Annotated in this window: 18 protein-coding genes; 14 read left to right on the forward strand and 4 right to left on the reverse strand. The window is 45.0% G+C overall.

Features of this window, described 5'->3' with window-relative positions:
• The first annotated feature begins 197 nt into the window (after positions 1-197).
• The 7 genes from QFZ77_RS17655 to QFZ77_RS17685 all read left to right on the forward strand — a co-directional run bounded on the left by QFZ77_RS17655 (position 198) and on the right by QFZ77_RS17685 (position 9,840).
• Positions 198-1,544 carry an ABC transporter substrate-binding protein gene (locus QFZ77_RS17655; protein WP_307441453.1) on the forward strand — a complete coding sequence of 449 codons (1,347 nt, stop codon included), beginning with the start codon at positions 198-200 and terminating at the stop codon, positions 1,542-1,544.
• A 160-nt stretch (positions 1,545-1,704) separates the two neighbouring features.
• Complete coding sequence (locus tag QFZ77_RS17660; RefSeq protein ID WP_307441455.1) at positions 1,705-2,736, forward strand: LacI family DNA-binding transcriptional regulator; 1,032 nt, start codon at positions 1,705-1,707, stop codon at positions 2,734-2,736.
• Between the two features lie 7 nt (positions 2,737-2,743).
• The gene (locus tag QFZ77_RS17665) at positions 2,744-3,859 is read left to right on the forward strand and encodes a glycoside hydrolase family 88 protein (RefSeq protein ID WP_307441457.1); all 1,116 of its coding nucleotides are present in this window, start codon (positions 2,744-2,746) and stop codon (positions 3,857-3,859) included.
• On the forward strand, positions 3,852-5,003 hold the full coding sequence (locus QFZ77_RS17670) for a DUF2264 domain-containing protein (protein ID WP_307441459.1): 1,152 nt from the start codon (positions 3,852-3,854) through the stop codon (positions 5,001-5,003). Before QFZ77_RS17665 ends, QFZ77_RS17670 begins: the two co-directional genes overlap by 8 nt.
• Positions 5,004-5,189: 186 nt before the next feature.
• Positions 5,190-6,845 (forward strand): PucR family transcriptional regulator, encoded by a 1,656-nt coding sequence (locus QFZ77_RS17675; RefSeq protein ID WP_307441461.1) that lies wholly within the window; start codon positions 5,190-5,192, stop codon positions 6,843-6,845.
• A 122-nt stretch (positions 6,846-6,967) separates the two neighbouring features.
• On the forward strand, positions 6,968-8,083 hold the full coding sequence (gene ald / locus QFZ77_RS17680; protein ID WP_307441463.1) for an alanine dehydrogenase: 1,116 nt from the start codon (positions 6,968-6,970) through the stop codon (positions 8,081-8,083).
• A gap of 224 nt (positions 8,084-8,307) precedes the next feature.
• A complete protein-coding gene (locus QFZ77_RS17685; protein ID WP_373462616.1) occupies positions 8,308-9,840 on the forward strand; it encodes an FAD-dependent oxidoreductase in 1,533 nt (510 codons plus the stop codon).
• Between the two features lie 50 nt (positions 9,841-9,890).
• On the opposite strand, the gene QFZ77_RS17690 is transcribed toward QFZ77_RS17685, so the two are convergent.
• On the reverse strand, positions 9,891-10,784 hold the full coding sequence (locus QFZ77_RS17690; protein WP_307441465.1) for an AraC family transcriptional regulator: 894 nt from the start codon (positions 10,782-10,784) through the stop codon (positions 9,891-9,893).
• A 142-nt stretch (positions 10,785-10,926) separates the two neighbouring features.
• Between QFZ77_RS17690 and QFZ77_RS17695 the strand changes: the two genes are divergently transcribed.
• The 5 genes from QFZ77_RS17695 to QFZ77_RS17715 all read left to right on the forward strand — a co-directional run bounded on the left by QFZ77_RS17695 (position 10,927) and on the right by QFZ77_RS17715 (position 19,617).
• A complete protein-coding gene (locus QFZ77_RS17695) occupies positions 10,927-12,897 on the forward strand; it encodes a glycoside hydrolase family 127 protein (protein WP_307441466.1) in 1,971 nt (656 codons plus the stop codon).
• A gap of 79 nt (positions 12,898-12,976) precedes the next feature.
• On the forward strand, positions 12,977-14,416 hold the full coding sequence (locus QFZ77_RS17700) for an ABC transporter substrate-binding protein (RefSeq protein WP_307441468.1): 1,440 nt from the start codon (positions 12,977-12,979) through the stop codon (positions 14,414-14,416).
• A 119-nt stretch (positions 14,417-14,535) separates the two neighbouring features.
• A complete protein-coding gene (locus QFZ77_RS17705; RefSeq protein ID WP_307441470.1) occupies positions 14,536-15,450 on the forward strand; it encodes a carbohydrate ABC transporter permease in 915 nt (304 codons plus the stop codon).
• Positions 15,450-16,280 carry a carbohydrate ABC transporter permease gene (locus tag QFZ77_RS17710; RefSeq protein ID WP_307441472.1) on the forward strand — a complete coding sequence of 277 codons (831 nt, stop codon included), beginning with the start codon at positions 15,450-15,452 and terminating at the stop codon, positions 16,278-16,280. Before QFZ77_RS17705 ends, QFZ77_RS17710 begins: the two co-directional genes overlap by 1 nt.
• Before the next feature lie 244 nt (positions 16,281-16,524).
• Positions 16,525-19,617 carry a DUF5695 domain-containing protein gene (locus tag QFZ77_RS17715; RefSeq protein ID WP_373462748.1) on the forward strand — a complete coding sequence of 1,031 codons (3,093 nt, stop codon included), beginning with the start codon at positions 16,525-16,527 and terminating at the stop codon, positions 19,615-19,617.
• Positions 19,618-19,691: 74 nt separating this feature from the next.
• On the opposite strand, the gene QFZ77_RS17725 is transcribed toward QFZ77_RS17715, so the two are convergent.
• Genes QFZ77_RS17725 through QFZ77_RS17735 form a run of 3 tightly spaced genes read right to left on the reverse strand, consistent with a single transcriptional unit; the run spans position 19,692 to position 22,253 of the window.
• Entirely contained in the window at positions 19,692-20,540 is an 849-nt protein-coding gene (locus tag QFZ77_RS17725) for a MetQ/NlpA family ABC transporter substrate-binding protein (RefSeq protein ID WP_307441474.1), read from the reverse strand.
• A gap of 28 nt (positions 20,541-20,568) precedes the next feature.
• Complete coding sequence (locus QFZ77_RS17730; protein ID WP_373462617.1) at positions 20,569-21,231, reverse strand: methionine ABC transporter permease; 663 nt, start codon at positions 21,229-21,231, stop codon at positions 20,569-20,571.
• Entirely contained in the window at positions 21,228-22,253 is a 1,026-nt protein-coding gene (locus tag QFZ77_RS17735) for a methionine ABC transporter ATP-binding protein (protein WP_307449607.1), read from the reverse strand. The genes QFZ77_RS17730 and QFZ77_RS17735 overlap by 4 nt, the downstream gene beginning before the upstream one ends.
• A gap of 241 nt (positions 22,254-22,494) precedes the next feature.
• Between QFZ77_RS17735 and QFZ77_RS17740 the strand changes: the two genes are divergently transcribed.
• Together QFZ77_RS17740 and QFZ77_RS17745 are read left to right on the forward strand one after the other, a co-directional pair.
• Positions 22,495-24,156 (forward strand): hypothetical protein, encoded by a 1,662-nt coding sequence (locus QFZ77_RS17740; protein WP_307441478.1) that lies wholly within the window; start codon positions 22,495-22,497, stop codon positions 24,154-24,156.
• A 24-nt stretch (positions 24,157-24,180) separates the two neighbouring features.
• Positions 24,181-25,140 (forward strand): alpha/beta fold hydrolase, encoded by a 960-nt coding sequence (locus tag QFZ77_RS17745; protein WP_307441480.1) that lies wholly within the window; start codon positions 24,181-24,183, stop codon positions 25,138-25,140.
• The last annotated feature ends 33 nt before the right edge of the window (positions 25,141-25,173 follow it).

Below are 25,173 nucleotides of genomic sequence, written 5' to 3' on the forward strand. Positions count from 1 at the left end.
ACTATTGTATTTCAATGGCATTTGAAATGCATGGACGAATGTCAGTTAAAGAAGCCTGTTTTGAGATTGGAGCCAATGATCACTGTTTTTTGAACAAACACCACTATTTTCTGCATTAATCTTTCCTTCCGAAAGTTAGATAATAAACATGTAAGCGTTACCCAAATTCGATCGACTCATTTAGGGGAGGAATAGAGATGAAAAAAGTTTTCACCTTAGCTCTGTCGCTATCTATGATGTTCACGGCAGTAGCTTGTTCCACAGGCACTAAAACGTCAACAACAGCAGCTAGCAGCGAACCGTCCAAAACGGCGACGACAGCACCGAGCACCGCACCAAGTAAAGATCCTGTTAAGCTTCGTGTTGCTTGGTGGGGAGGGCAAGCGCGTCACGATTACACGTTGAAAGTTATCGAGCTTTATGAGAAACAGCACCCGAATGTAAAAATTGAAGCGGAATACGCACCATTTGACGACTATTGGAAAAAGCTTGCGCCTCAGGCTTCTGCAAACCAATTACCAGATGTTATCCAGATGGATATCTCTTATCTTTCGCAGTATGGGGGGAAAAATCAGTTAGCTGATCTCACGCCATATACGAAAAATGGCCTTCTCGATGTCTCTTCGATCAGCCCTAATGCTATATCCGGCGGTGAAGTCGGAGGTAAACTTGTGGCTATGAACTTAGGGGTTAATGCGCTAAATACGACATTAGATGTGAATACGTTCAAAAGCCTAGGAATCACAGTACCAGGAAAAGATTGGACTTGGGAAGATTATGATGCGATAGCAGCCAAAGCCAAAGCAGCCGGCAAACAAATAGGCGGTTTCGGTGTCCGCCATGAAGTATTTTTCCCGTATTATCTCAGAACGATCGATCAAAAGATGTACAACGCAGATGGAACGGCTCTTGGTTTCTCAGATGATAAGCCACTTGTAGACTACTTCAAGCGTTATCAAAAATGGTACGATGCCGGCTATATCCTTTCACTCGACAAAGAGTCACAGAAGAAAGGCGTAGCAGAAGAAGATGAAATTTTACTAGGCAATGCAGTTTCAGGTAATGGTTGGTCTAACCAATTTTTGGCAGTAGCCAATTTGATTAAAGATCGTCAGCTTGAATTATTTCCGCTCCCTGGTCGTAACGGTAATAAAGGTCTATTCTTGAAGCCTAGTATGTATTTCTCAGTAACGAATAACTCTAAGCAAAAAGAAGAAGCAGCGAAATTCATCAGCTTTTTCGTGAATGATATTGAAGCGAACAAATTGATTAAAGGTGACCGCGGTGTCCCTGTTTCCTCCAAAGTGAAGGAAGCGCTGAAGCCACTCTTATCACCGAATGAAGTCAAAATCTTTGATTATGTGGCGTGGGCTGAACAAAACAGCAGTCAAATGGATCCTCCTAATCCAGTAGGTTCCATCGAAATTGAGAAACTGTTAAAAGCGACGAGCGAGCAGATCTTGTATAAGAAAACAACGATTGAAGAAGCGGCAGCCAAATTCCGCAAGGATGCGAATGCCATTTTGGAGAAAAACAAAAAGTAAGGCGTTAATAGAAGATCGAACTACCTTCGGAGAGAGGGTGTTCGGTCTTTTTTTATTGAGAAAGTGTTAAATTATTTATTTTATCTCTTGACAGGTTAAACGTTTCAATTTAAGCTAATAGAGGATGTTAAACGTTTAACAAAACGGAGTTGAAACAAGGATGAGCAAGCCCAAACAAGTCACAATTGTAGAAGTGGCAGCAGCAGCAGGAGTATCCATTGCCACAGTCTCCAATGTGCTGAATCGAGGTGGTATTCGTTCGTCGAAAGAGACGATACACAAGGTCGAATTGGCTGCTGAGCAATTAGGTTATCGACGGAATACGATGGCAGCGGGGTTAAGCCGCAGCAAAACGTATGAGATCGGTCTCATCTTACCGGGGGTAACGAATTATTATGGACAGCTTGCTGAACATTTGCAGATTGAAGCACATAATGCGGGGTATCACTTATCTGTATTTTCCTCAGGGGGGTTCGATCCGGATATTGAGCGGAGAAATCTCGAAGTTTTGCTGCAGCGTAGAGTAGACGGTTTGATATGTCATGGTTTAGCAATGGGCTTCGAATCTACAAGATCGATCGTAAACAGCGGTACGCCATTAGTTCTTATCAATGGTTGGAACTGGCCGGAGGATATTGCATTAGGTGCAGTGAATCTAGGCTTTGCCGAGGCTTGCAAACAATCCACTAAATTGTTGGTGGAACGTGACTGTAAAGCACTTTGCTACGTAGGCAGTAAAGGTTCGAAGGTTATCGACGAACAGCGCCGCATGGGGTTCAATGCCGGGACGGAGCAATATGCAAGCGATGTCAATCATGAGATCGTGGATACTTCTAAGGATTTGGATATAGAAGCTTTTCTCAAAAGCTTACTGCAGCGCCATGTGGCACCCGTAGGCATCATTGCTTTTGATGACCATGTAGCCTTACGAATCTTATCGGCAGCCAATAAGCTGCGGATTGAGATTCCAAACCAGCTTCAGATTATTGGAATTAACAACGATTATATAGCTAAACACAGTTATCCGGGTATATCAAGCTGGGACATTCCTTATAACTATCAAGCCCAAACGGCCATTAACAAGCTGCTACATAAATTTGGCAATAAGGCTGAGACTGGTGAGAAACGAGAGATCGAGGTCCCGCTTACTTTCATAGAACGAGAATCGACCAAATCATTTAAAACGGAGTGAATCAATCATGTGGAAACAAGCCATTGAAGATGCTTTGCAAAAAACGAAAGTGAATATCGAACGTTTTGGGGATTTGTTTCCTCACGTAAGCGAGAATGATGTGTATCATTTGAATCCGAATACGGATTGGACGGACGGCTTTTGGTCAGGTATTTTGTGGTTAGGCTACGAATATAGCGGTGACAAAGCGTTCCAGCAAGCCGCTCAGAAGACGGTTGCAAACTTTAAGCAAAGACTGGAAAACAATGTAGCACTAGACCACCACGATATTGGGTTCTTATATTCTTTATCTTCCAAAGCGCAATGGATTATTGAGAAAGATGAAGCTGCGAAACAACTTACGCTGCAAGCAGCCGATGTGCTGATGAAGCGCTGGAGACCGAAGGGTCAATATATTCAAGCTTGGGGTCCTGAAGGGGATAAAGAAAATGGGGGCCGCATCATCATTGATTGTTTGATGAATTTGCCCTTGCTGTACTGGGCTTACGAGCAAACTGGCGATGCTAAATACAAGGATGTTGCCGTAATTCATGCGGATTTGAGCCGCCGCTATTTGGTTCGTGGCGATGATTCTTCTTTTCATACGTTCTACTTTGATCAAGAGAATGGTGAACCTCTTCATGGCGGGACTGCGCAGGGTTATAGCGATGGTTCAACGTGGACTCGTGGCCAAGCTTGGGGAATTTATGGGTTCGCGCTTTCTTACCACTACACCAAGAACCCGCTTTACCTAGAAACAGCTAAACGTTTGGCACGTTATTTCTTTGACCGCTTGCCTCAGGATGATGTTGTTTACTGGGATTTTAATGCGCCTGTGAACGCAGAAACGAAGCGGGACAGCTCAGCTTCAGCCATTGCTTCAGCGGGGGCTTTGGAACTATTGGAGCATTTATCGGCTAATGATGCAGATCGTGGTTATTTGGAAAATGCGATACAGCGCTCCATGGCTGGCTTAGTGAAATCTTACGCAAGCAAGCCGGATGCACAAGGCTTCATCGAGCGCGGTTCTTATAGCGTTCGCGGCGGAGCGGCACCTGATGATTTCGTGATTTGGGGCGATTACTACTATTTAGAGGCCTTGGTTAGATTGGAAAAAGGAATCAAAGGCTACTGGTATGAATAATCGCGCTGCAGCCGGCAATGACCGAGCATATTGGTTGGCTACGATGCTTCGTATCGCTGATCCTGTGATAAAGGCATTGGCATCCAGAAAGCTGCGCGCAACAATGCCAGTAGAGAATAAAAAAGAAGCGCAGCTCCAGTTCTCGCATCTTGAAGCATTCGCGCGGACACTGGTAGGCATGGCACCGTGGCTAGAAAGACCAGCTCAGGATGCAGAGGAAGAGAAGCTTCGCGTTCACTACGGCGAGCTGGTCCGGGCTGGTCTGGATGCGGCGACAGATCCGGAGTCGCCTGATTTTTTGAACTTTTCCCATGGCATGCAGCCGATTGTAGATACGGCATTTCTGGCTAATGCGATCCTAAGAGCCCCTAACACACTTTGGCATCGTTTGGACAGCCGTATTCAGGGCAATCTGGTGAAAGCCCTGAAGGCAACAAGAACACGCAAACCGGGTTTCAACAACTGGCTCTTATTTGCAGCTATGACCGAAACGGCTTTAGGTGTAATGGGCGAGGATTGGGATACCATGCGCGTGGACTTTGCCCTTAAGCAGCATGAGCAGTGGTACCTTGGGGATGGGATGTACGGCGATGGTCCTCACTATCATGCTGATTATTACAACAGCTTCGTGATTCAACCCATGTTGGTTGATATCATTGAGCATGCTCATGGGCATTATGAAGATTGGGCGGGAATGCGCGAGAATATTTTGATTAGAGCACAGCGTTACGCGGCTCTTCAGGAGCGATCAATTTCACCTGAGGGAACGTTTCCTGTAACGGGTCGGTCACTTGCCTATCGCTTTGGCGCCTTTCAATCACTAGCGCATATTACACTGCGACGTGAATTACCGGATGGTGTTGCGCCAGCACAAGTAAGGTGCGCACTAAGTGCGGTAATACGCAGGCTGATTGAAGTCCCAGGCACTTTCGACGAGGCCGGCTGGCTGAAGATTGGACTATGCGGACATCAGCCCGAGCTTGGCGAAACGTATATCTCCACAGGCAGCCTGTACTTATGTTCAGCTGTTTTCCTTCCATTAGGATTACCAGCTGATGATCCATTTTGGCAGGGGGCAGATACCCCTTGGACGTCTCAGAAGGTATGGTCAGGGCAAACCGTTGCCATTGATAAAGCGTTATAATAGATTGCTTAATAAAAAGCGTACTGTTTCTTAATGAAACAGGCGCTTTTTTCGTGTAAACTTAAAAGGGAAACTTGCTTGATCGGATGTCACTAAGCAGTTGGTTAATATTTATCCACAAGCAGCCCGATAGGACGGTTGTGGATAACTTTTAGATATGAGTGGAAAGAAAGTGGAGTGACTCTTTTGAATCAAGATTATCAGTTAACGTTACAGGAAGTGCTGGGACGACCCACTTTCGAGCAAGCCTATATTGCGGCAGGTAAACAGGGATTACAGCGTCTAGTCCGCTGGGTGCATATCATTGAAGTGATACAGTTTGAACAACTGCTGCAAGGTGGAGAAATGATCCTTACGACAGGGGCTGCCTTCAAGAGTGATACGGAATTGTTTATGACATATCTGGAGCAGTTGATCAATAAAAACGTGACATGCCTCTGTATTGAAATGGGACACTACTTGAGTTCAGTTCCACAGGAATGGATACATGCGGCGGAATCCTATAATTTCCCGCTCATTATTTTTCCGCAAGCTGTGCGGTTCATTGACATTACGCAGGATATTCATGCGCATATTATCAATCAACACCATAAAGCACTTCAGGATTTGGAGAAAATATCGCGTGAATTCCATCGAATGACGCTTTCTTCACAAGGTGTCTCCCATGTACTGGGGCTGCTGCAAAGCAGTACCAAAGCCCAAGTTATTTATGTACCTCTGAATGGACAGCCGAAGTTTATCCCGCATTTGGGAAGCCGGGAGTCTGGACAGTGGCTGGATTTTCTAGAAAGTCGACTCGTCGAAAGCCCGAACAACGGAAATATAGCGGCCCCTTCCGTGATGGAAGATGAGGGTCAAACCGTTATCGTACAACCCGTTGGGGCTATGGGTAAAACATGGGCGCATATCATCCTGGTGTTCAGCCGAAAACCGCAGGAATATGAGTACTTAATTCTGGACTCAGCCTCATTGTCTATCGCACAGGATTTGCTGCGCAAACGCTATATCGAGGAGCGTAAATTGTATTCACAAACGCTTTGGGTAGATGATCTGCTGCATCTGAGGATACGTGACGAAGAGCAAATAAAAGTATTGATTGGAACTGAATTTAAGAGGCTTAACGAACTACCCTATCACGTCATCTTGATCGAATTTGTGCATGAACAAGCGGAAGGGTATAGCACGGAGGAGGAAGGTGTGGAGTCTTCGGGTATTCATCTTTCACTTGCTGTAAGATCTGTTTTTGAGCAGCACTCCTTTCATCCATTAATTACGTTGAAAAATAATAGACTCGTCGTTGTAGCCTTCGATAAAGCGATGAAAAAACGATCGTCTAAAGAACGCCTTCAGCAGGTTTTCCAATCCATTCAATACCTGAAGGTCGAGGATGAGATCAAGTTAACTATTGGCGTTGGACAAAGCAATCGAAGCTTTATGCAAGCTCACTTAAGCTACCAGGAGGCGCTTCAAGCGATTTCGCTCTCTCCAACACTGCATGGGAAGGTGCTGTTTTTTGATGAGCTTGGCGTGTTCCAATTGTTATTTCACATGCCAGATAAACAGATTTTACAATCCTTCGTACGCACATATTTGGGACCGATCATCGATCATGATCAAATGAAAGGCAGTGAGCTTCTGCGAACACTTAAGGTGTACCTCGACACGGATGGCTCCAAGCAAATCGCTGCCCAGCAGCTTTTTATCGTCAGACAATCACTTTATTACCGCTTGGAAAAAATAGAAGAGCTGCTTGGAGCCGACTACATGCTGCCGGAAAAGCGCTTGGCGCTGCAGGTGGGGATACGGGCTTACCAGCTTTTGAATCCGGATATGAAAATGTGAAAAGAATTTGTAAACATTTTTTACAATTTGTCTAATGGAACGTCCATGGATCGGTCTTATACTTGGAGACAAGATGAGATTGATCCATTTTTTATGGGATCGACAAGAGAGGCTGATGCAGAATGATTATTGGGGTTCCTAAGGAAATAAAAAATAATGAATTTCGCGTTGGTATGACGCCTAGTTCCGTCCTTTCTTACAAAAAAGCAGGGCATGACATTATCGTCGAAACCTTAGCAGGTCAAAGCATTGGATTCACGGATGATGATTATACAGGGGCAGGTGCGACTATTGTTACCTCAGCAGCTGAAGTATGGTTGGCAGATATGGTCGTTAAAGTGAAAGAACCGCTTCCTGAAGAGTATAGCTATTTTCACGAGGGTTTGATTTTATACACGTATTTACACCTTGCACCTGAGGCCGAATTGACGCATGCCTTAGCTCACAATAAAGTGACAGCAATCGCGTATGAGACCATACAATTGGACAATGGCAGCCTTCCGCTGCTGACGCCAATGAGTGAAGTGGCTGGTCGCATGTCTGTTCAAATCGGTGCTCACTTTCTGGAGAAAGCGCATGGCGGCAAAGGCATTCTGTTAGGCGGTGTACCAGGAGTTGAGCCGGGCAAGGTGGCTGTCATCGGTGGGGGAATAGTGGGTGCGAATGCGGCGAAAATGGCCATCGGGCTTGGTGCCGATGTCAGCATCGTAGATTTGAATCCGGATCGCCTGCGTCAATTGGACGATCAGTTCCAAGGACGCGTGAAGACAATTATGTCCAATCCTTACAACATCACCGAAGTCGTTCTTCGGGCTGATTTGGTCATTGGGGCTGTCCTTATTCCAGGAGCTCGAGCACCGCGTCTCGTGACGGAAGATATGGTCAAAATGATGAGCGCGGGCAGCGTTATCGTTGACGTAGCAATTGACCAAGGCGGGTCCATCGAGACGATCGACCGCATTACCACGCATGATCAACCGACTTATGTGAAGCATGGGGTCATTCATTACGCGGTGGCAAACATGCCAGGAGCTGTTGCACGTACGTCTACGCTGGCTCTGACGAATGTGACGACACCTTACGGCTTGCAAATTGCAAGCAAAGGCTATGCGCGTGCAGCTTTGGACAACAAAGCCATTGCAAAGGGCATCAACGTGGCCGCAGGTCATGTTACTTACCAAGCCGTTGCTGACGCACATGGCTACACGTATACCGATATTTACTCGCTTTTGCAATAAACGATATTTAGGGATGGGGCTTCCGCAACTTTGGCGGAAGTCTTTTTTTGACATAAGAATTTGTAGGGTTTGGGGTAAGCAAGCTTATCCCTTATTTAATTTGTGCGTGGACGCGCAGGATGGTTTGCTGAGAAGTTAATTTTCGGCTTGTCTGCGAAAAGTAGGTGTAATTTTGGATGAAGTTGGATAATTTATCTTAAAAAGGTACAAATAGGAGGACATAAATGATGACAGAATCATCTTTTGAAACATTTCCACAATTTCCGGAATCGTATTGGTTAGCCTCGACCGAACTTCCTTCATTTTCTAAGCTTCATTCAGATTTAAAGGTCGATGCGACCATAGTAGGAGCAGGTATTACAGGCATTACAACGGCCTATCTGCTTGCCAATCAAGGGTTTAAAGTGGTTATCGTAGATGCAGGACAAATCATGAACGGAACGACAGGGCATACAACAGCGAAAATAACCGCGCAGCATGATCTCATTTATCAAGAATATCTCGCGCATTTTGGTCGAGAGAAGACGAAGCTTTACTATGATGCTAACCTTGAGGCTCTGCAATTTATTAAACAAACGGTTAAGACCAATCACATTCAATGCCAATTATCAGACGAAGATGCCTATATCTATACTACTTCAGACGAGTATGTAGAGAAAATAGCCTCCGAATATAGGGTCTACCAGGAATTGGGGATTACTAGCAGATATGTGGATCAAGCACCGCTTCCGTTTTCGACCAAGGCGGCTATTGTGATGGAGAATCAAGCGCAGTTTAATCCTGTCCCGTTTTTAACCTTTTTAGTGGAGCAATTCATTCGTAAGGGTGGTCAAATTTATGAGCAAACTACGGTTAGTGGGGTTGAAAAGGGAAAGCCTGCGGTTGTAAAAACGAAGGATGGTCATCGAATTACGACAGATTACGTCGTATCCGCCTCCCATTTTCCGTTTAATGATCGAAATGGTTTCTATTTTACCAAGCTGCATGCAGAACGTTCCTATGCTGTAGTAGGAAAAATAAGCAAAGACATCCCCAATGGGATGTTTTTAAGTGCTGAAAGCCCAAAACGTTCTCTTAGGTCTGTGCAAATAAACGGAGAGTCGATGCTTCTGATCGGCGGAGAAGGTCATAAAACGGGGCAGGCCCTTTGTACATTCCAATATTATGATGCGTTGAAATCGTTTGGCGAAGGAACTTTCGGATTGAAGGATATTGCCTATCGATGGTCTGCACAGGATTTGTATACACTCGATAATATGCCCTACATTGGTCAGGAGCTTAAGGATGAACCTAATATTTTCGTTGCAACCGGTTTTCGTAAATGGGGAATGACTTCGAGTGTTGTGGCAGCCTTGTTAAACTCGAAACTGATTTTGGGAGAACCAAGTCCCTATCAGGAGCTTTTCTCCCCGTCAAGATTCAAAGCTGATCCAAGTGTAAAGACATTTATTATGCAAAATGCCAATGTGGCTAAGCATCTAATCGCCGGCAAATTGGAAATGGTTCATAAAGATGTGGATGATTTACAAAAAGATGAAGGGGCTGTTGTCAAGGTTAACGGAAAAAGAGCAGGCGCCTACCGGGATCATGAGGGGGCCCTGCACTTGGTGGATACAACCTGCACCCATATGGGCTGTGAGGTGGACTGGAACGAAGCCGAAAGAACGTGGGACTGCCCCTGCCACGGGTCCCGCTATTCCTACGAGGGTGAAGTGATAGAAGGACCAGCCAAAAAGTCGCTTGGGAAGGTTCGCTAATATAAAGTAGAATGGCTGTCCCAGCCGGTCTGAGAGGACCGAGGGTTTCGCTATACATGATTAATAAACTTCCGACGGAAGTTCAAGGGAGAAATACCTTCCTTGTTGGAGAAACAGAACGAGAAGTACGAGCCATGCTGAAAGCCAACCTCTTCAGCGATTCGAGTCATCGACCATCTGGTTTGGATGAGAAGCTTTTTTGCTTGCTCAATTCGGTATTGAAACAAGTAATCCATCGGCGTAACCCCATACACTTTAAGCATACATTTGGCCAAGTAGTTAGGGTGGTAATTCAATGCCTGTTGTAAAAGCGAATTTGTCACTTTTTGCGTATAGTTTTGGCGGATGAACAGCTCCACTTTTTCGGCGAGATGGAACGCCGTTACATCGGAGGACGCCGCGAGGTCGCGATCGACTAATTGCATGAATTGTTGGAATACACTTTGCCGTTTCCAATTACGCAGCGACCTCGGCTCCTCATCCAATTGGAAAAATTGCTCCAAAATATCCAGTGCCTTTTGGGACAACTTCATATATTTCGGGATAAACACGGAGCACACCTCACTGTGATTCAAATAAGCCATTTGCTTATGATTAGCAATTAACGTGGCTTGGTTATCCAAGCAATCGCTCATACTGCTGCACTCATCCCACGCGCCAAATGTTTGAAAATGAATCCAAATAATCTCCGTCTCACTCGCACATGGAATGGTCCCATAATGACTCGCATCCGGTCTTAATATGAGGGCTTCGCCTTTCTGAATCGCCCACTCCGATGTTCCTTCACCTACGTGCAAGGTTCCTTTTGTCACGACCATCAGGTCAAAAGCACCGATCTGACTTCTGCTAACATGCTGTTCTCCTTCCCGATATTGAAAACGCCCACAATCAATAAAATAAGGGATGGGAGGGGAGATAAAGTGTAAAATTGGTGAGTTCATCATCGTTTTTTACTCCAATCAAAAGGTTGATATTTTTAAAAATGTGGTTGGAAAATGCTATATAAATACCATGGTACACCATGTAGTATATTAATTAAAGCGCTTACGAAAAAGATCATATTTATAAAATAAAGGGGACCCCTACATGGCGAATTTATCAATCTCCAGACCATTCCCATTGAAGAATATACGCATCACAGATAACTTTTGGTCTGCTTATATTCGATTGGTTCGGAATGTTGTCGTTCCTTATCAGTGGGAAGCGTTAAACGATCGAATTGAAGGAGCAGAACCTAGCCATGCGATGAAAAATTTTAAAATTTCCGCTGGTTTGGAGCAAGGTGAGTTTTACGGAATGGTATTTCAAGACAGTGATGTAGCGAAGTGGTTGGAAGCAGTAAGCTATTTGCTGGAAACTGGTCACGATCCGGAATTGGAGAAATTGGCTGACGAGGTTATCACGATTATAGCAAAAGCTCAGCATAAGGATGGGTATCTGAATACTTATTTTACACTGAAGGAACCAAATGGCAGATGGACGAATTTGGCCGAATGTCATGAGTTATATTGTGCAGGTCATTTGATCGAAGCGGCAGTTGCTTATTATAATGCGACAGGAAAGCGAATGATTTTAGATGTGGCTTGTCGATTAGCCGATTGTATTGATGAAGTATTCGGACCCGGTGAAGATCAAATTCATGGTTATGATGGTCATCAAGAAATCGAGCTAGCGCTTGTAAAACTGTATCAAACGACGAACAATGACAGCTACCTTCGATTAAGTCTGTATTTTCTGGATGAGCGGGGGAAGGAACCCAGCTTCTTTGAACAGGAGCTTCATCGTCGGAATGGTCAGGTTCATTTTCCTGATTTGGATATGGTAAATGACCGTACCTATAATCAAGCCCATTTGCCAGTAAGGCTGCAGCAAACAGCTGAAGGGCACGCCGTTCGCGTTGTGTACATGTGTTCAGGAATGGCCGACGTCGCAGCCGAGACAGGAGATCAGGAACTGCTTGAAGCCTGTCGAAGGCTGTGGACGAATATTGTAAGCAAAAGGATGTATATTACAGGAGCCATCGGTTCCATGGCACATGGGGAATCCTTCACGCTGGACTATGATTTGCCAAATGACACAGCCTATGCCGAAACCTGTGCGTCCATTGGATTAATCTTTTTCGCACAGCGAATGCTGCAAATGGAAGCCAAAAGTGATTACGGAGATATCATGGAGCAGGCGCTATATAATACCGTCATCAGTGGAATGTCTCAGGATGGTAGACGATTCTTTTATGTGAATCCACTTGAAGTCTGGCCGGATGCGATACTCAAAAACCATCATTTGAGCCACGTGAAGCCTCTTAGACAAGGGTGGTTCGGGTGTGCTTGTTGTCCGCCTAACATCGCTCGGCTGCTTGCTTCTTTAGGACAATATATTTATACATCGCAAGGGAACACCATTTACACCAACTTATATATAGGCAGCCAGGTTACGCTGGATATCGAGGGACAACAAGTAAGCATTGATCAGCATTCCGAGTTTCCATGGAACGGGAATGTGCGATTCATCATCCATGTAGCTGAAAAAACAACGTTTACGTTAGCACTGCGAATTCCAAAATGGTGCACAGAGCCTAAGCTGACCGTACAAGGAATCCCTGTCCAACTGGATGAACAGGTCCGAGACGGATATGTCTATATCACCAGAGAATGGCAATCCAATGATAGCGTGGAGTTGATCTTACCCATGCAGGTTAGCCGAATGAAAGGCCATCCACATGTTCGTGAAACGATAGGTAAGGTCGCCATACAATGTGGTCCGCTGGTTTATTGTTTAGAGGAAACCGATAATGGAGCAGGCTTGCACCAGATTGTATTGGAACCCCAGGATGAGCATCGGAAGCATTTCGACCATGAGCTATTGGGCGGTATACAAACGATCTCCGTCCCGGCTAAACGAATCCGTTCTGACGATTGGGAACAAAAGTGGGGCGAACATTTGTATATCGCGAACGCTTCTCATGAATGGGAGACGATAAACGCAACCTTCATTCCATATTATGCATGGGCGAATCGCGGACAGGGTGAAATGTCGGTTTGGGTCAAAGAAAAGTAAAAATGGCTTTAACCTACAAAGGTTTATGGTATATATAGGTAAAAGCGAAAATGATAAACGATCATTTGGAGGGGTTAATTTGAAGTCTTTGAGAAAAGGATTAAAAGTGAGCACGGTTACAACGTTAGCGTTAGGTTTAATGGTCGGTTGTAGTTCAACGAGTACCCCAACATCCACCGATATCGCTTCACCGACAGCGAACACTCCGGCAAGTTCGACAGCTCCGGCAGCAACGAAAACGCCGGACGGCGGAGAGAAAGTGACGATTCGATTCACGGATTGGGCGAACAATGAAGAAGCGAAATCAACACGAGTTAGTTTGGACGCCTTTGAGAAAGCGCATCCAAACATCAAGGTTGACTATCAGAACGTAGCACTCGCTGAATTTGGTGCAAAGCTTAGCGCCATGGCCGCATCTAAAACGCTACCCGATATCAGTACGATGCTGGAAGCACAAGCGCTCAAATATGCAGAATCAGACATCCTGATGGATTTATCACCGTACTACAAAGATGGCTCGGTAACACCGAAGCTGGAAAGCAACAAATTCGTCACCCCTGACGGTAAATTGCTAGGATACAGTGTTGCTAACGAAATCATCCTTCTTCACTATAACAAAGCTATGTTCGACGAGGCGAAGCTTCCTTATCCGCCTGCCGAGACTGAAAAAGCTTGGACTTGGGATCAAATGCTGGATGTCGCTAAAAAACTAACGAAAGATAAGGGCGGTAAACACCCTGGCGAAGCAGGCTTTGATGCCAAAAACATTGTGCAATACGGAATCAACGTGTCTCATGGTCAAGACTTCTTTTGGACACCTTTCGCGATTTCCAATGGCGGTGGGGAAGTGAGTCAGGACGGTAAGCAGCTTTTGCTCGATAAACCGGAAACCATTGAAGCGATTCAGAAAATTGCGGATCTCTCGAATATTGAACATGTCTCGCCGACGGCTGCCCAGTCATCTGGATTGCCAGGCGATGTTGGTCAATTGCTGCTTTCCAAAAAAGTGGCGATGGTTACTTCCGGACAATGGGAACTGGTCAATATTAATCCGCAGCTAAAAAATGGACTAAAAAATGGTATTGGCGTGCTTCCAATCTTCAAAAAGCCTGCAACAACCAATACAGGAACGCCAATGGTCGTGTATAAGAGCACGAAGCATCCGAAAGAAACCATTGAGCTGTATAAATGGCTTATGGATATTGAGAAAAACTTAGCTAACATTGATAGTGGAGTATGGATGCCGACGGAAATGAGTTGGTACACGGATCCTGAGAAAATCAAGAGATGGACGCAATCACCCGTTCATCCGCCAGAGTATAAAACGGCTGTCATTGATTACGCTTTAAAAGCAACCTATCCTACGCCTTGGTTTTTCCTTCCTACTTACAGCCGGATTGGCGATGTATTGAATCCTGGATTGGATCAGGTCTGGTTAGGAACTAAATCAGCTAAGGATGCCATATCAGAAATGATGCCGAAAATTAAGCCGATTTTTGAAAGTGGAAAGGCCAATTAAAGACTTTATCAAATGAGTTAACAGGTAGGCAAACAGCACCCAGGAATAAGGTGTATTCAAAGTACTTGTTCCTGGCGTGCTACGATGTAAGTTTTGCCACACATAGGAGGTACAGGTTCATGTCCACAGGTCAGCAGTCCAGTTACAGAAGCCTCAAACGGCAGCAGGTGATTGTCGGATACTTGTGCATCCTGCCAGCTATTCTGGGACTATTCATCTTTACGCTCGGTCCGTTGCTCTATAGCTTATATTTAAGCTTTACGGATTGGACCATTCTGAAACCGAAACAATGGGTTGGCTTCGAGAACTACCGCCAAATATTCACGCAGGACCTCTTTTTCTTCGACTCTCTCAAAGCTACGGCCTATTATGCCATCGGCTCCGTTGCAGCCTCGATCTTGTTTTGCTTTGTAGTCGCGTTGTTTCTCAATCAGAAAATAAGAGGCCGAGCCGCTTTTCGTGCTATTTTCTACTTACCATCAATCATTCCGGTGCTCGCGAGCAGTATCATTTGGTTATGGCTCTATAATCCCGATTTCGGCATTATTAATCATCTCTTAAGTTTTATTGGGATTGATAAGCTGATGTGGGTCAACAGCCCAGACACGTCTGTTCTTTCGATGATTATCATTGCAGTATGGGGATCCGGCAACGTCATTGTGATTTTTCTTGCAGGCCTGCAAGATGTGCCTGCGCATTTACTCGAAGCTGTGGAAATCGATGGTGGAGGCTGGTGGCACAAATTACGTTCCGTAACCATTCCACTCATGTCGCCAATCATTTTCTATAACGTCATTCTCGGATTTGTGAATTCGATTACGGCTTTTACACAAGCATATGCCATGACTCAAGGAGGACCGGGTAACTCAACTTTATTTTACGCCTTTTACATTTATCGAGAAGCGTTCCAACGTCAAAATATGGGCTACGCCTGCGCACTTGCTTGGGTACTATTCATCATTGTTGCATTCTTCACGTACTTGTTATTCCGTTCTTCAGCTGGATGGGTACATTACGAAGGAGGGAACAAATAATGACTTACCGTTTCAGAGGCAAAATCGTTACGTATGCCGTACTTTTCCTGCTTTCTCTTATCGTATTTTTCCCCATGTATTGGATTGTTCGTTCATCCTTACTCAACCTGCAAGAGATTTTGGAGTTTCCACCGATCTGGTTTCCAAATGCATTCCGTATCGATAATTACACCGAAGTCATGGAACGTGTTAATTTCGGGAAATATTTTCTGAATACGTTCGTGGTCATCATACCGGTGTTAGTTGGTGTGGGTCTGACGGCGAGCTTAACGGCATATGGATTTGCGCGACTTGAATTTCCGCTTAAAAACCTCTGGTTCTCTCTCATCATCATGACGATTTTACTTCCTAGCATTGTCACTTTAGTCCCCACATACATTGGTTGGTCCAAATTGCAGTTAACGAATACCTATTGGCCGTTAATCATTCCTGCTTTTTTCGGCGGCGGCGCTTTTAACATCTTCTTACTGCGACAATTTCTAATGACGATTCCCAAAGAGCTTGACGAATCAGCTGTTATCGATGGTGCCGGGTATTTTACCATTTACCGCAAAATTATTCTTCCTCTCATTAAACCTGCGATTGTCGTTGTTCTCTTATTCACATTCGTAGGCGTATGGAATGACTTTCTGGGTCAGCTTGTGTATCTGAATGATGCCAATAAATATACGGTGTCACTTGGATTATCCACACTTCGTGGAGCCAACAATACACCGATGAACCTGCTTATGGCGGGAACAGCAATCATGGTCATACCAGCTGTAATTGTTTTCTTGTTTGGACAGAGGTATTTCATTGAGGGAATAGCAACAACAGGTATTAAAGGATAATCCAAGAATAGCCAAATAGAGTGACAGACAACGTAAGGGGCGTTCTGTCTATTCTCTATCACCTTGATTGTATGCGCTTTCACTAGATGAAGGAGGCTTAACTCTCGATGTAAATGGTTGAAAGGGGGTGATGAAAAGTCAACCGCTTCAAAAATAGTTTTACGAATTCTATTTGATGGAGGTGCAATTCATGAGAATGCCAAGCTTTCAATACAACAGAAGTATTCTTGCTCTACTCGTCAGCATGTTTCTGACTGCCATTGTTTGTTTGTTCTTTTCCCCTGGTATGGCGTTCGCGAATACCTTATCGAACAGTACGTTCAATGTGCAAACAGGGACGAATGGTGAGATTACGTCGCTTAAGTTAACAGGAGACACTTTCTCCACGGACTATGTTATGAATGCGACAAACGCGCCCAATCAGAACACGGCCGATCATGAATGGCTAGGCGAATTGATGTTCACGTACAAGTTGGGCAGTGGGGCTTGGACCAAGGCCTACACGAATAAATCTGCAGATGGGAGAACGATTACACAGAGCGGCAATACCGTGACGGTCACGTATCAGAATTCAGCGAATGCCGAAGGAATTAAGAATTTTAAAGTGGTTGTGACCTACTCTTTAATCAGTGATTATTTGCAGTGGTCCATCAATATTATGAATACAAGTACACAGTCCATTGAGTTCGGGGATGTCGGACTTCCGCTTCCTTTCAATGAATTCTGGACAGCAGGGAATGATCCGATCTATGAAACGAGGGTAGTCACTCATTCCTATGTAGGTAATAATAGCTCCTACATAACGGCTGCTCGTCCAAGTGGAATTGGTCCATTCTTACTGATGGTGCCGGACGCAACAACAGGAGCCGGTTTCGAGTACCAAGATCGTTGGAGAATTGAAGAGCATCCGGGCAGCATGTGGGCCATGGATCAAGGCGGTTGGGTAGAGGGCTTAAATGTTTTCTATATTCATTCCAACGTGATTAAAAGCACCAGTCGTGGATATTTACCGAATACGAGTCTGATTCTCGCTGCGAATCAAAGCAAAACGTATGCGTTTAAATTCTTTAAAGTGGCGAATGAAAGTGCGATGAAAGATAAATTATATACGGAAGGTATGGTCGATGTTACCGCCGTACCAGGTATGATGTTCGCAACGAATATGAAGGCGAAGATCGATCTGCATACTTCCAAAACGATCACATCTGTTACAGCGCAGTATCCGTCTGAAACAACGATTACGTATCTGAATACGACAGGCACCGATCATAAGATCTATGAGCTCAATTTAAATCATCTCGGGCCAAACAACATTACCGTTAACTACGGGACTGGTGAGAAAACGGTACTGCAATTTTATGCCATTGAACCTATCGATGCAGCGTTACAAAGACATGCAACGTTTATGGTGAATAAAACGCAGTGGAATGCACCCGGTCAAATTTATGACAAGGTGTTCGATGATTGGATGATGCAAAATAAAGCCAAGCGGGGTTCCTTTGCCGGGTATTGGGGCTGGGGCGACGATTGGGGCTATACACACGGGCAATTCCTTGCTGAGAAAAACGCACTGACGCCAATAGCTTCTGAGGTTACCGCAGTAGATCAATATTTAGAGACGGCGATCTGGAATCGACTCATGATAAATAACCATAGCGATTATCTCGTTCATGATTTCCTGATGCCAGAGCCGAACGATACGCCTACCTACCGCGGCTATGCTTATCCGCACATTTATAACACGTATTTCAGCATGTACAAAATCGCGAAGCTTTACCCGAATCTCATCACATACACGCAGCCTAAAAACACCTATTTGCTAAGAGCATATAACATTTTCAAAACCTTATATGATGGCCCTGTGGCTTATAACTGGAATACCGGATTGATGGGTGAATTAACGACACCTGATATCATCAAAGCCTTACAGGATGAGGGCTATAGCACTCAGGCCAATGATATGATTGCGAAAATGGCAACGAAATATAACAATTTCAAAAACACGACCTACCCGTACGGATCTGAATACTCCTATGATAATACGGGGGAAGAAGCCGTGTACACCTTGGCCAAAATGAATAACAATACCACGATGATGAGTAAAATTAATAACAAAACTCGGGCAGCCCGCGGTCAAATGCCGATCTGGTATTACTATGCGGACCCAGTGACGATTACAGGCGAGAATTGGTGGAATTTCCAATATACCGTATCCCTTGCTGGGTATGCCATGGATGATTGGATTCGAAACCATTCCACAACACCTGAAGTTGAACAGCGATTGTCTTATGCAGCTAAAATTGCCAATGTCGGCGCGATTAATTCCGGACAAATCTCCTCAGATGCTGCCAATATCGGTGCCGTTTCCTGGACCTACCAAGCGGAGAAAGGCAATTATGGAGCCCTCGGTCTGGATGGTGGACCTTTGTTTAATGGCTGGAGAGGGATGAGCGGTGAAGCCGATCTAGGTTTGTTCGGCGCACTCAAAATTCTAAGCAGCGACATCGCTGTCGATCCCATTTTCGGACTGTTCGGCTATGGGGCTGATGTTACTCAAAGCGGTTCTAGCTATGTCATCACCCCGAAAGATGGTTTGTTCAAACGCTTGAATCTAATCACGCAGAAGCTATCCATGGAGCTGGAAAAGGATCAGTATACCTCAGCCACTGTGGCGCTTGCGAAAAACAATATCAACTTTACGTTGAAGAATCTGACGCCTGGTACAGCTCATACGACGAAAGTGACATTTAGCGGTCTTGCGGCAGGCTCCTACGACATCTTAGTCAATAATGTAAATGTAGGAACGGCAACTGCTGTGAATAGCGCGAAAACAAGCATTAATCTTAGTGTTGGAACAGCTGCCACTTATGATGTGAAATTGCAGCTTGGAACTGCTGCCGGCCCCGTTGACATAGCTCCTCAAGGGACAGCTATGACCTCGTTTGTATCTTCTTGGGAGAGTCTGGCTGGCTTAAACGATGGGTATACGCCTACAAGTTCCAATGACAGAGGGCATGCTGTGTATGGAAACTGGGATAATCCGGGAACTACGCAGTGGGTTCAATTAGATTTTACAACCGCTAAGACGATTTCCGGATCAGATATTTATTGGTTTGATGACGACCAAGGCATCGACCTTCCTGCATCCTATACGCTGCAATACTGGAATGGTACCGCGTGGGTCAATGTGGGAAGTCCATCTGGATTAGGTGTCACGGCAAATCAGTATAATACGACGACCTTTACTCCGGTATCGACGACCAAAATCAGATTGAATATCACAGCGAAATCGACATTCTCATCAGGGATTGAATCGTGGAAGGTTTACGGGTCTTAACTGTGAAAAAAGCTGTCCCTCAAGGTCTTGAAACGACCTAAAGGAACAGCTTTTTGTTTGGATCGAAAGTTTGCTTAGAACGCAGGCACGATAGCACCTTTGTACTTATCTTCGATGAACTTTTTTGTATCAGCGGAGTTCAGTTCTTTAGCAAGCTTTTGCATCGCTTCGGAATCCTTATTGTCCGGACGGGAAACGATGATGTTCACGTAAGGTGAATTTTTGTCCTCGATGAACAAAGCGTCTTTCGTCGGATTTAGATTCGCTTGAAGTGCGTAGTTCGTATTGATCAGAGCCAAATCAAACTCACCGATCGTACGTGGCAGCATAGCAGGGTCTAATTCTTTGATTTGAAGTTTCTTTTTGTTTTCCACGATATCTTGAACCGTACCTTTGATGCCAACGCCGTCTTTCAGTTTAATCAAGCCGTTTTTCTCCATCAACGCAAGCGCACGGCCGGCGTTAGAAGGATCGTTAGGAATAGCGATCGAAGAGCCATCTTTTAATTCTGCAGCGGATTTCACTTTTTGGGAGTAAGCGCCGAACGGTTCGATGTGAACGCCAACTACTTTAACGAGGTTTTGTTTTTTATCTAGGTTATATTGATCCAGGTAAGGCTGATGTTGGAAAAAGTTAGCGTCCAATTGTTTTTCAAACACTTGTACGTTCGGTTGAACATAATCGTTAAACTCAATAACTTCAAGCTTAACGCCTTGTGTTTTCAATTTATCTTTCAAACTATTCAAAATTTCGGCATGAGGGACGGAAGATGCACCGATTTTAAGTGTAACTTCTTTTGCAGCAGCCGGAGTAGCAGAGGCAGCAGGTGCCGAACTTGCAGGCGTTTCAGCAGTTTTCTGTCCGCATGCTGCAAGAGCAAGCACAACGAATAGAGCCATTAAAGATAGCGTAAGTTTCTTCATGATGAGATTACCTCCAAGATAATGTGTTTTATTTGCGGTTAAATTTGGCGACCAAACGGTCTCCTAGCATTTGTAAGAGCTGAACGAATAGAACGAGAATGACAACGGTCACGATCATGATATCTGTACGGAACCGCATGTAGCCGTAGCGAAGCGAGAGATCCCCAAGGCCGCCGCCGCCAACTACACCTGACATCGCGGAGTAGGAGAGCAGGGCAACAGCTGTTACGGTGACGGCTGAAATCAGACCTGGGCGCGCTTCCGGCATCAGGACGCGCCAGACGATTTGCCACGGCGTAGCGCCCATTGACTGCGCGGCTTCAATAACGCCGCTGTCGATCTCGCGCAGCGCGGTTTCAACAAGCCGCGCGAGAAACGGCGCGGCTGCGATAACAAGAGGCGGGATCGCGCCTTGTACGCCGATGGTTGTATGCACGATGGCCTTCGTGATCGGAAAAACCGAGATCATCAGAATCACGAAAGGCACGGAGCGCAGGATGTTCACGATCAGCGAGAGCACTCCGTAAAGCGGCAGATTTTGCAGCAGCTGCCCTTTGGAAGTAAGAAATAAAATGATGCCCAGTGCCATGCCGATAATGACAGTGAATAAGAGCGACCAACCCAGCATTACGAGTGTATCACCAGTTGCTTTCGTAATTTCGGACCAGTTAATATCCCAGGTCATATTCATTGGTTGAGAACCTCCACGTCGATTCCTTCTTGCACAAGTTTGGCAATCACAGAATCGATTTCTTCTTGGTGTCCGCCTGTTAATTCCACAACCAATTGACCGTAAGGGACACTTTTCATAGAAGAAATAGTACCCTGAAGGATAGCAAAGGACACATTCGTCGACTTGACGGTTTCGAACAAGATCGGTTCATAGGTTTTGGCACCGATGTAGGTAATTCGGATCACCGTTCCGTGCTTTTCCCCCAGCTTCACCATCGGATCCTGGTCTGAACTTTGTGCGAAATCCGAAACTTGTCCGACGAATTCCTTCGTTACCGCATGCTGAGGCTTCAGGAATACGTCAAGCACTTTCCCGGTTTCTACAATCAAGCCTTTCTCCATAACAGCAACACGGTCACAAATCTCACGAATGACCTGCATTTCATGTGTGATGAGCAGGATTGTAATGCCCAACTTTCGATTGATATCTAGCAGCAGCGCAAGAATCGCATTCGTTGTTTGAGGATCAAGCGCTGAGGTCGCTTCGTCGCAGAGTAGAATATCCGGATGATTGGCCAAAGCTCTTGCAATACCGACACGCTGCTTCTGCCCGCCTGAGAGCTGGCTTGGGTACTTATACGCGTGTTCCTGGAGACCGACTAAATCGAGCAGCTCCTTGATTCTCGCTTGAATCGCCCCTTGCCCCATCCCAGCCAATTTCAGAGGAAAGGCAATATTTTCAGCAACGGTAGAGGAAGAGAGGAGATTGAAATGTTGGAAAATCATCCCGATTTTGCGGCGTTTCGTTTGCAGCTGGCGAGAATCCAACTTTGTCATTTCTTCACCATCAATGTGAATGCTGCCAGAGGATGGTCGCTCCAGTAGATTTACACATCGCAGTAAAGTACTCTTTCCTGCACCGGAGTGTCCGATAATGCCGAATATTTCTCCGCGATCGATATGTAAATGGATCTGCTGGATGGCCGGTACACGTCCCGGTATATCCTCATATACTTTTTGTAAATTTTCGATATGAATCAGGATGAATACCTCCTATTCCATGCAAATATTGGTGATTTTATATTTTGACCAACGGTAGATCATTTTATAAGAAATTGCAAGAGGATGCAACATTTAAAATATGGAAAACGAATCCTCACTTTGCATTGACGCTCCAATTATTTACATATAAACTGAGGTTAACCGTTTCAATTTAGAAAGATAGCGCTTAATTAGTGTGAAAAACTGCATTTTTTAAGTTTTTGATAAGGAGTGTACAAAATTGACAAATTTGCAACAACGCCAATATGAAGTCTTGAGCAAAATTGCCGCAGCGGCATTCAAACAGCCTCTTCAGAGCAGCGGATTATTATATCATCACGATATCCGAGATAATTTTTACTATGCTTCTTATTTATTTGCCGCTTCTCAGGAGGAAGCTATCCCATTTAACGGGGATCGTGTACAGGCTAAGCTCAAGGCTGAGGGCATCCTGCTTCATGTACTGGAACTCCAGGACCAGAATGAAGAGAGTGTAACCTATGGTCATTGGCCCTTACATCTAAGACCTACTCCACAAGAAGCACCGAAAAATACACTTCCTGTTGAATTAATGGGAAGTCTGATGGTTTATTTCTATCAACGCTATTCAGACAATTTGAGTGAATCATTGCGAAACTTATTTGCTTTAGCGCTGCTGCATATTTATAGAAGCAACTTTTATCGTAAACCATCTGAGCATTACAACCATCATGAAGCGAAATACACAGCAGCTAAGCTTATTTTCGGACAGCTTTATGAGGATAAGGCATTGCTTGAGGATGGCTGCCAAAGCTTGCGCAGTACGCTGAATCGGGTTACTTCGTTAGGCATGTCGGAGTATGGAGGGTTACCTTGGTTCTGGCACTGGATGCAGGCGTTTACGTGCGCTTGGGAGCTTATGAAGGATGCAGAAATCAAAGCCGAATTAGCTCGTTTATTGGAATACCTCTGGGAGGTTCGCTCGACGTATTATCTGGGAGGGGCATGGGTGGGCCCGCATTCGCGGATATGGCCGCATGATATGCCGAAGGACACCAATGTGCTGCACGATTATGTCCAGTTTGGCGATTTCACATTGGCTGATTACATGCCTCGAACCGAGTATGCAGGTTTTATTGCCTATGAAGCTTCGTCAGAAGTCAAGCGTACGGCCTTACATCGTGCGGCTCCGGTAGAAGTTACTCGCAGAGTTCCCAAACAAGCAGCTTTAGCTATTAACGATTACGATGTGCTGCACAGTTATGTATATATCACAGAAAACTTTGCAATAGGCGGTATGTGGGAACGCGTACAGGAGTTTGATAATGAGCAACATCGCTGGGATGTAGGACTTCCGTTAGATACGGTCCAAGGTGTAAATCATTTGTATTTTTTTCACCCAGGTCAAGGCTATGCAGAAGGAGATTTACGTCATCAAAGTGAGTATTCCGAAGTGCTTTTTCATCAAAATGCATTGATCTCCTCCTATCAAATTCCAGATGGTCAGCCTGAATTCATTATGGGATGTCTGCCTGTAGGAGATTGGATTGAGGAATCGAATGGACTTTTTGGATTATGTGGTCATGTTTACATGGCTATTTATGTACAGCAGTCCTTTCTAAGAGAATTGCGCGAAGATCGATCCATTGTCACAAGCAAAGGAAAAACGAATTCCGTAGTTGTCGAATGCATCGACCAGAAAACAGCTGAGACCCTTCAAATCAAGGATATACAGCAATTTGCGAATGTGATGAAGCAGAAACAACCCGTTTATACCTTGTCCAGCCAGGGCGATTTGCAAATCACCTATACGACTTTGAAAGATGAAATGATGGCTTTAAGCAGTGGCTTATATAGTGACAGGAAGATCATCAGACTTGTGAATGGCGAAGCTGTTGATTTCACTACCTATACGGTCGCTTGAAAATAAAAGAAAAGAGGATTTGACATGCCATTATTTGATTTTCCATTAGACAAGCTACTTACTTATGAAGGACGTAATCCCCGCCCTGAAGATTTCGATTCTTATTGGGAGCGGGCAATTGCTGAAATGAAGGCTGTCGATCCCCAAATCGAACTTCGTCCGAGTGAATTTCAAGTGCCTTACGCCGAATGTTTTGATCTCTATTTTACAGGTGTCAAAGGGGCGCGTATTTATGCCAAATATGTTCGTCCTAAACACGCAGATAAGCCGCATCCTGCTATCGTTGAATTCCATGGTTACTCCGGTAGCTCTGGCGATTGGTCAAATAAATTACCGTATGCCGCTCTAGGCTACTCGTTCTTTTCCTTGGATTGCCGTGGTCAAGGCGGTTTATCGGAAGATGCGGGTGGTGTAAAGGGGACGACGCTTCGCGGACATATCGTTCGCGGCTTAGATGATCACCCTGATCAATTGCTGTACAGGGATATTTTCTTAGATACGGCTCAACTCGCCGGCATTGCGATGAGCATGCCAGAGGTTGATCCCGAGCGTGTAGGCGCATTGGGTGGCTCTCAAGGGGGCGCTTTGACGATCGCTTGTGCTGCACTGGAGCCTCGCATTAAGCGGTTAGCGCCAGTTTATCCATTCCTAAGCGATTACAAGCGTGTTTGGGAAATGGATTTGGCGAAGGATGCCTATCAGGAACTGAAGGACTTCTTCCGCCGTCACGATCCACAGCACAAACGCGAAGATGAAATATTCACGAAGCTTGGCTATATTGACATTCAGAATCTGGCAAATCGCATCCAAGGTGAAGTACTGATGGCCGTTGGTCTTAGCGACACCGTATGCCCGCCTTCCACGCAGTTTGCTGCTTATAACAAAATCAAGTCGAAAAAGCAGTTTGAGTTGTACCCGGATTATGGTCATGAAGGTTTACCTGGCTTCAGCGATAAAACCTTGCAATTTATGTTAGGCCTTTAAAATGAAATGCCTCTCACATCTTCGTGATGGAGG

It is taken from the genome of Paenibacillus sp. V4I3 (assembly GCF_030817215.1).
In the GTDB taxonomy this organism is placed as follows: Bacteria; Bacillota; Bacilli; order Paenibacillales; family NBRC-103111; genus Paenibacillus_E.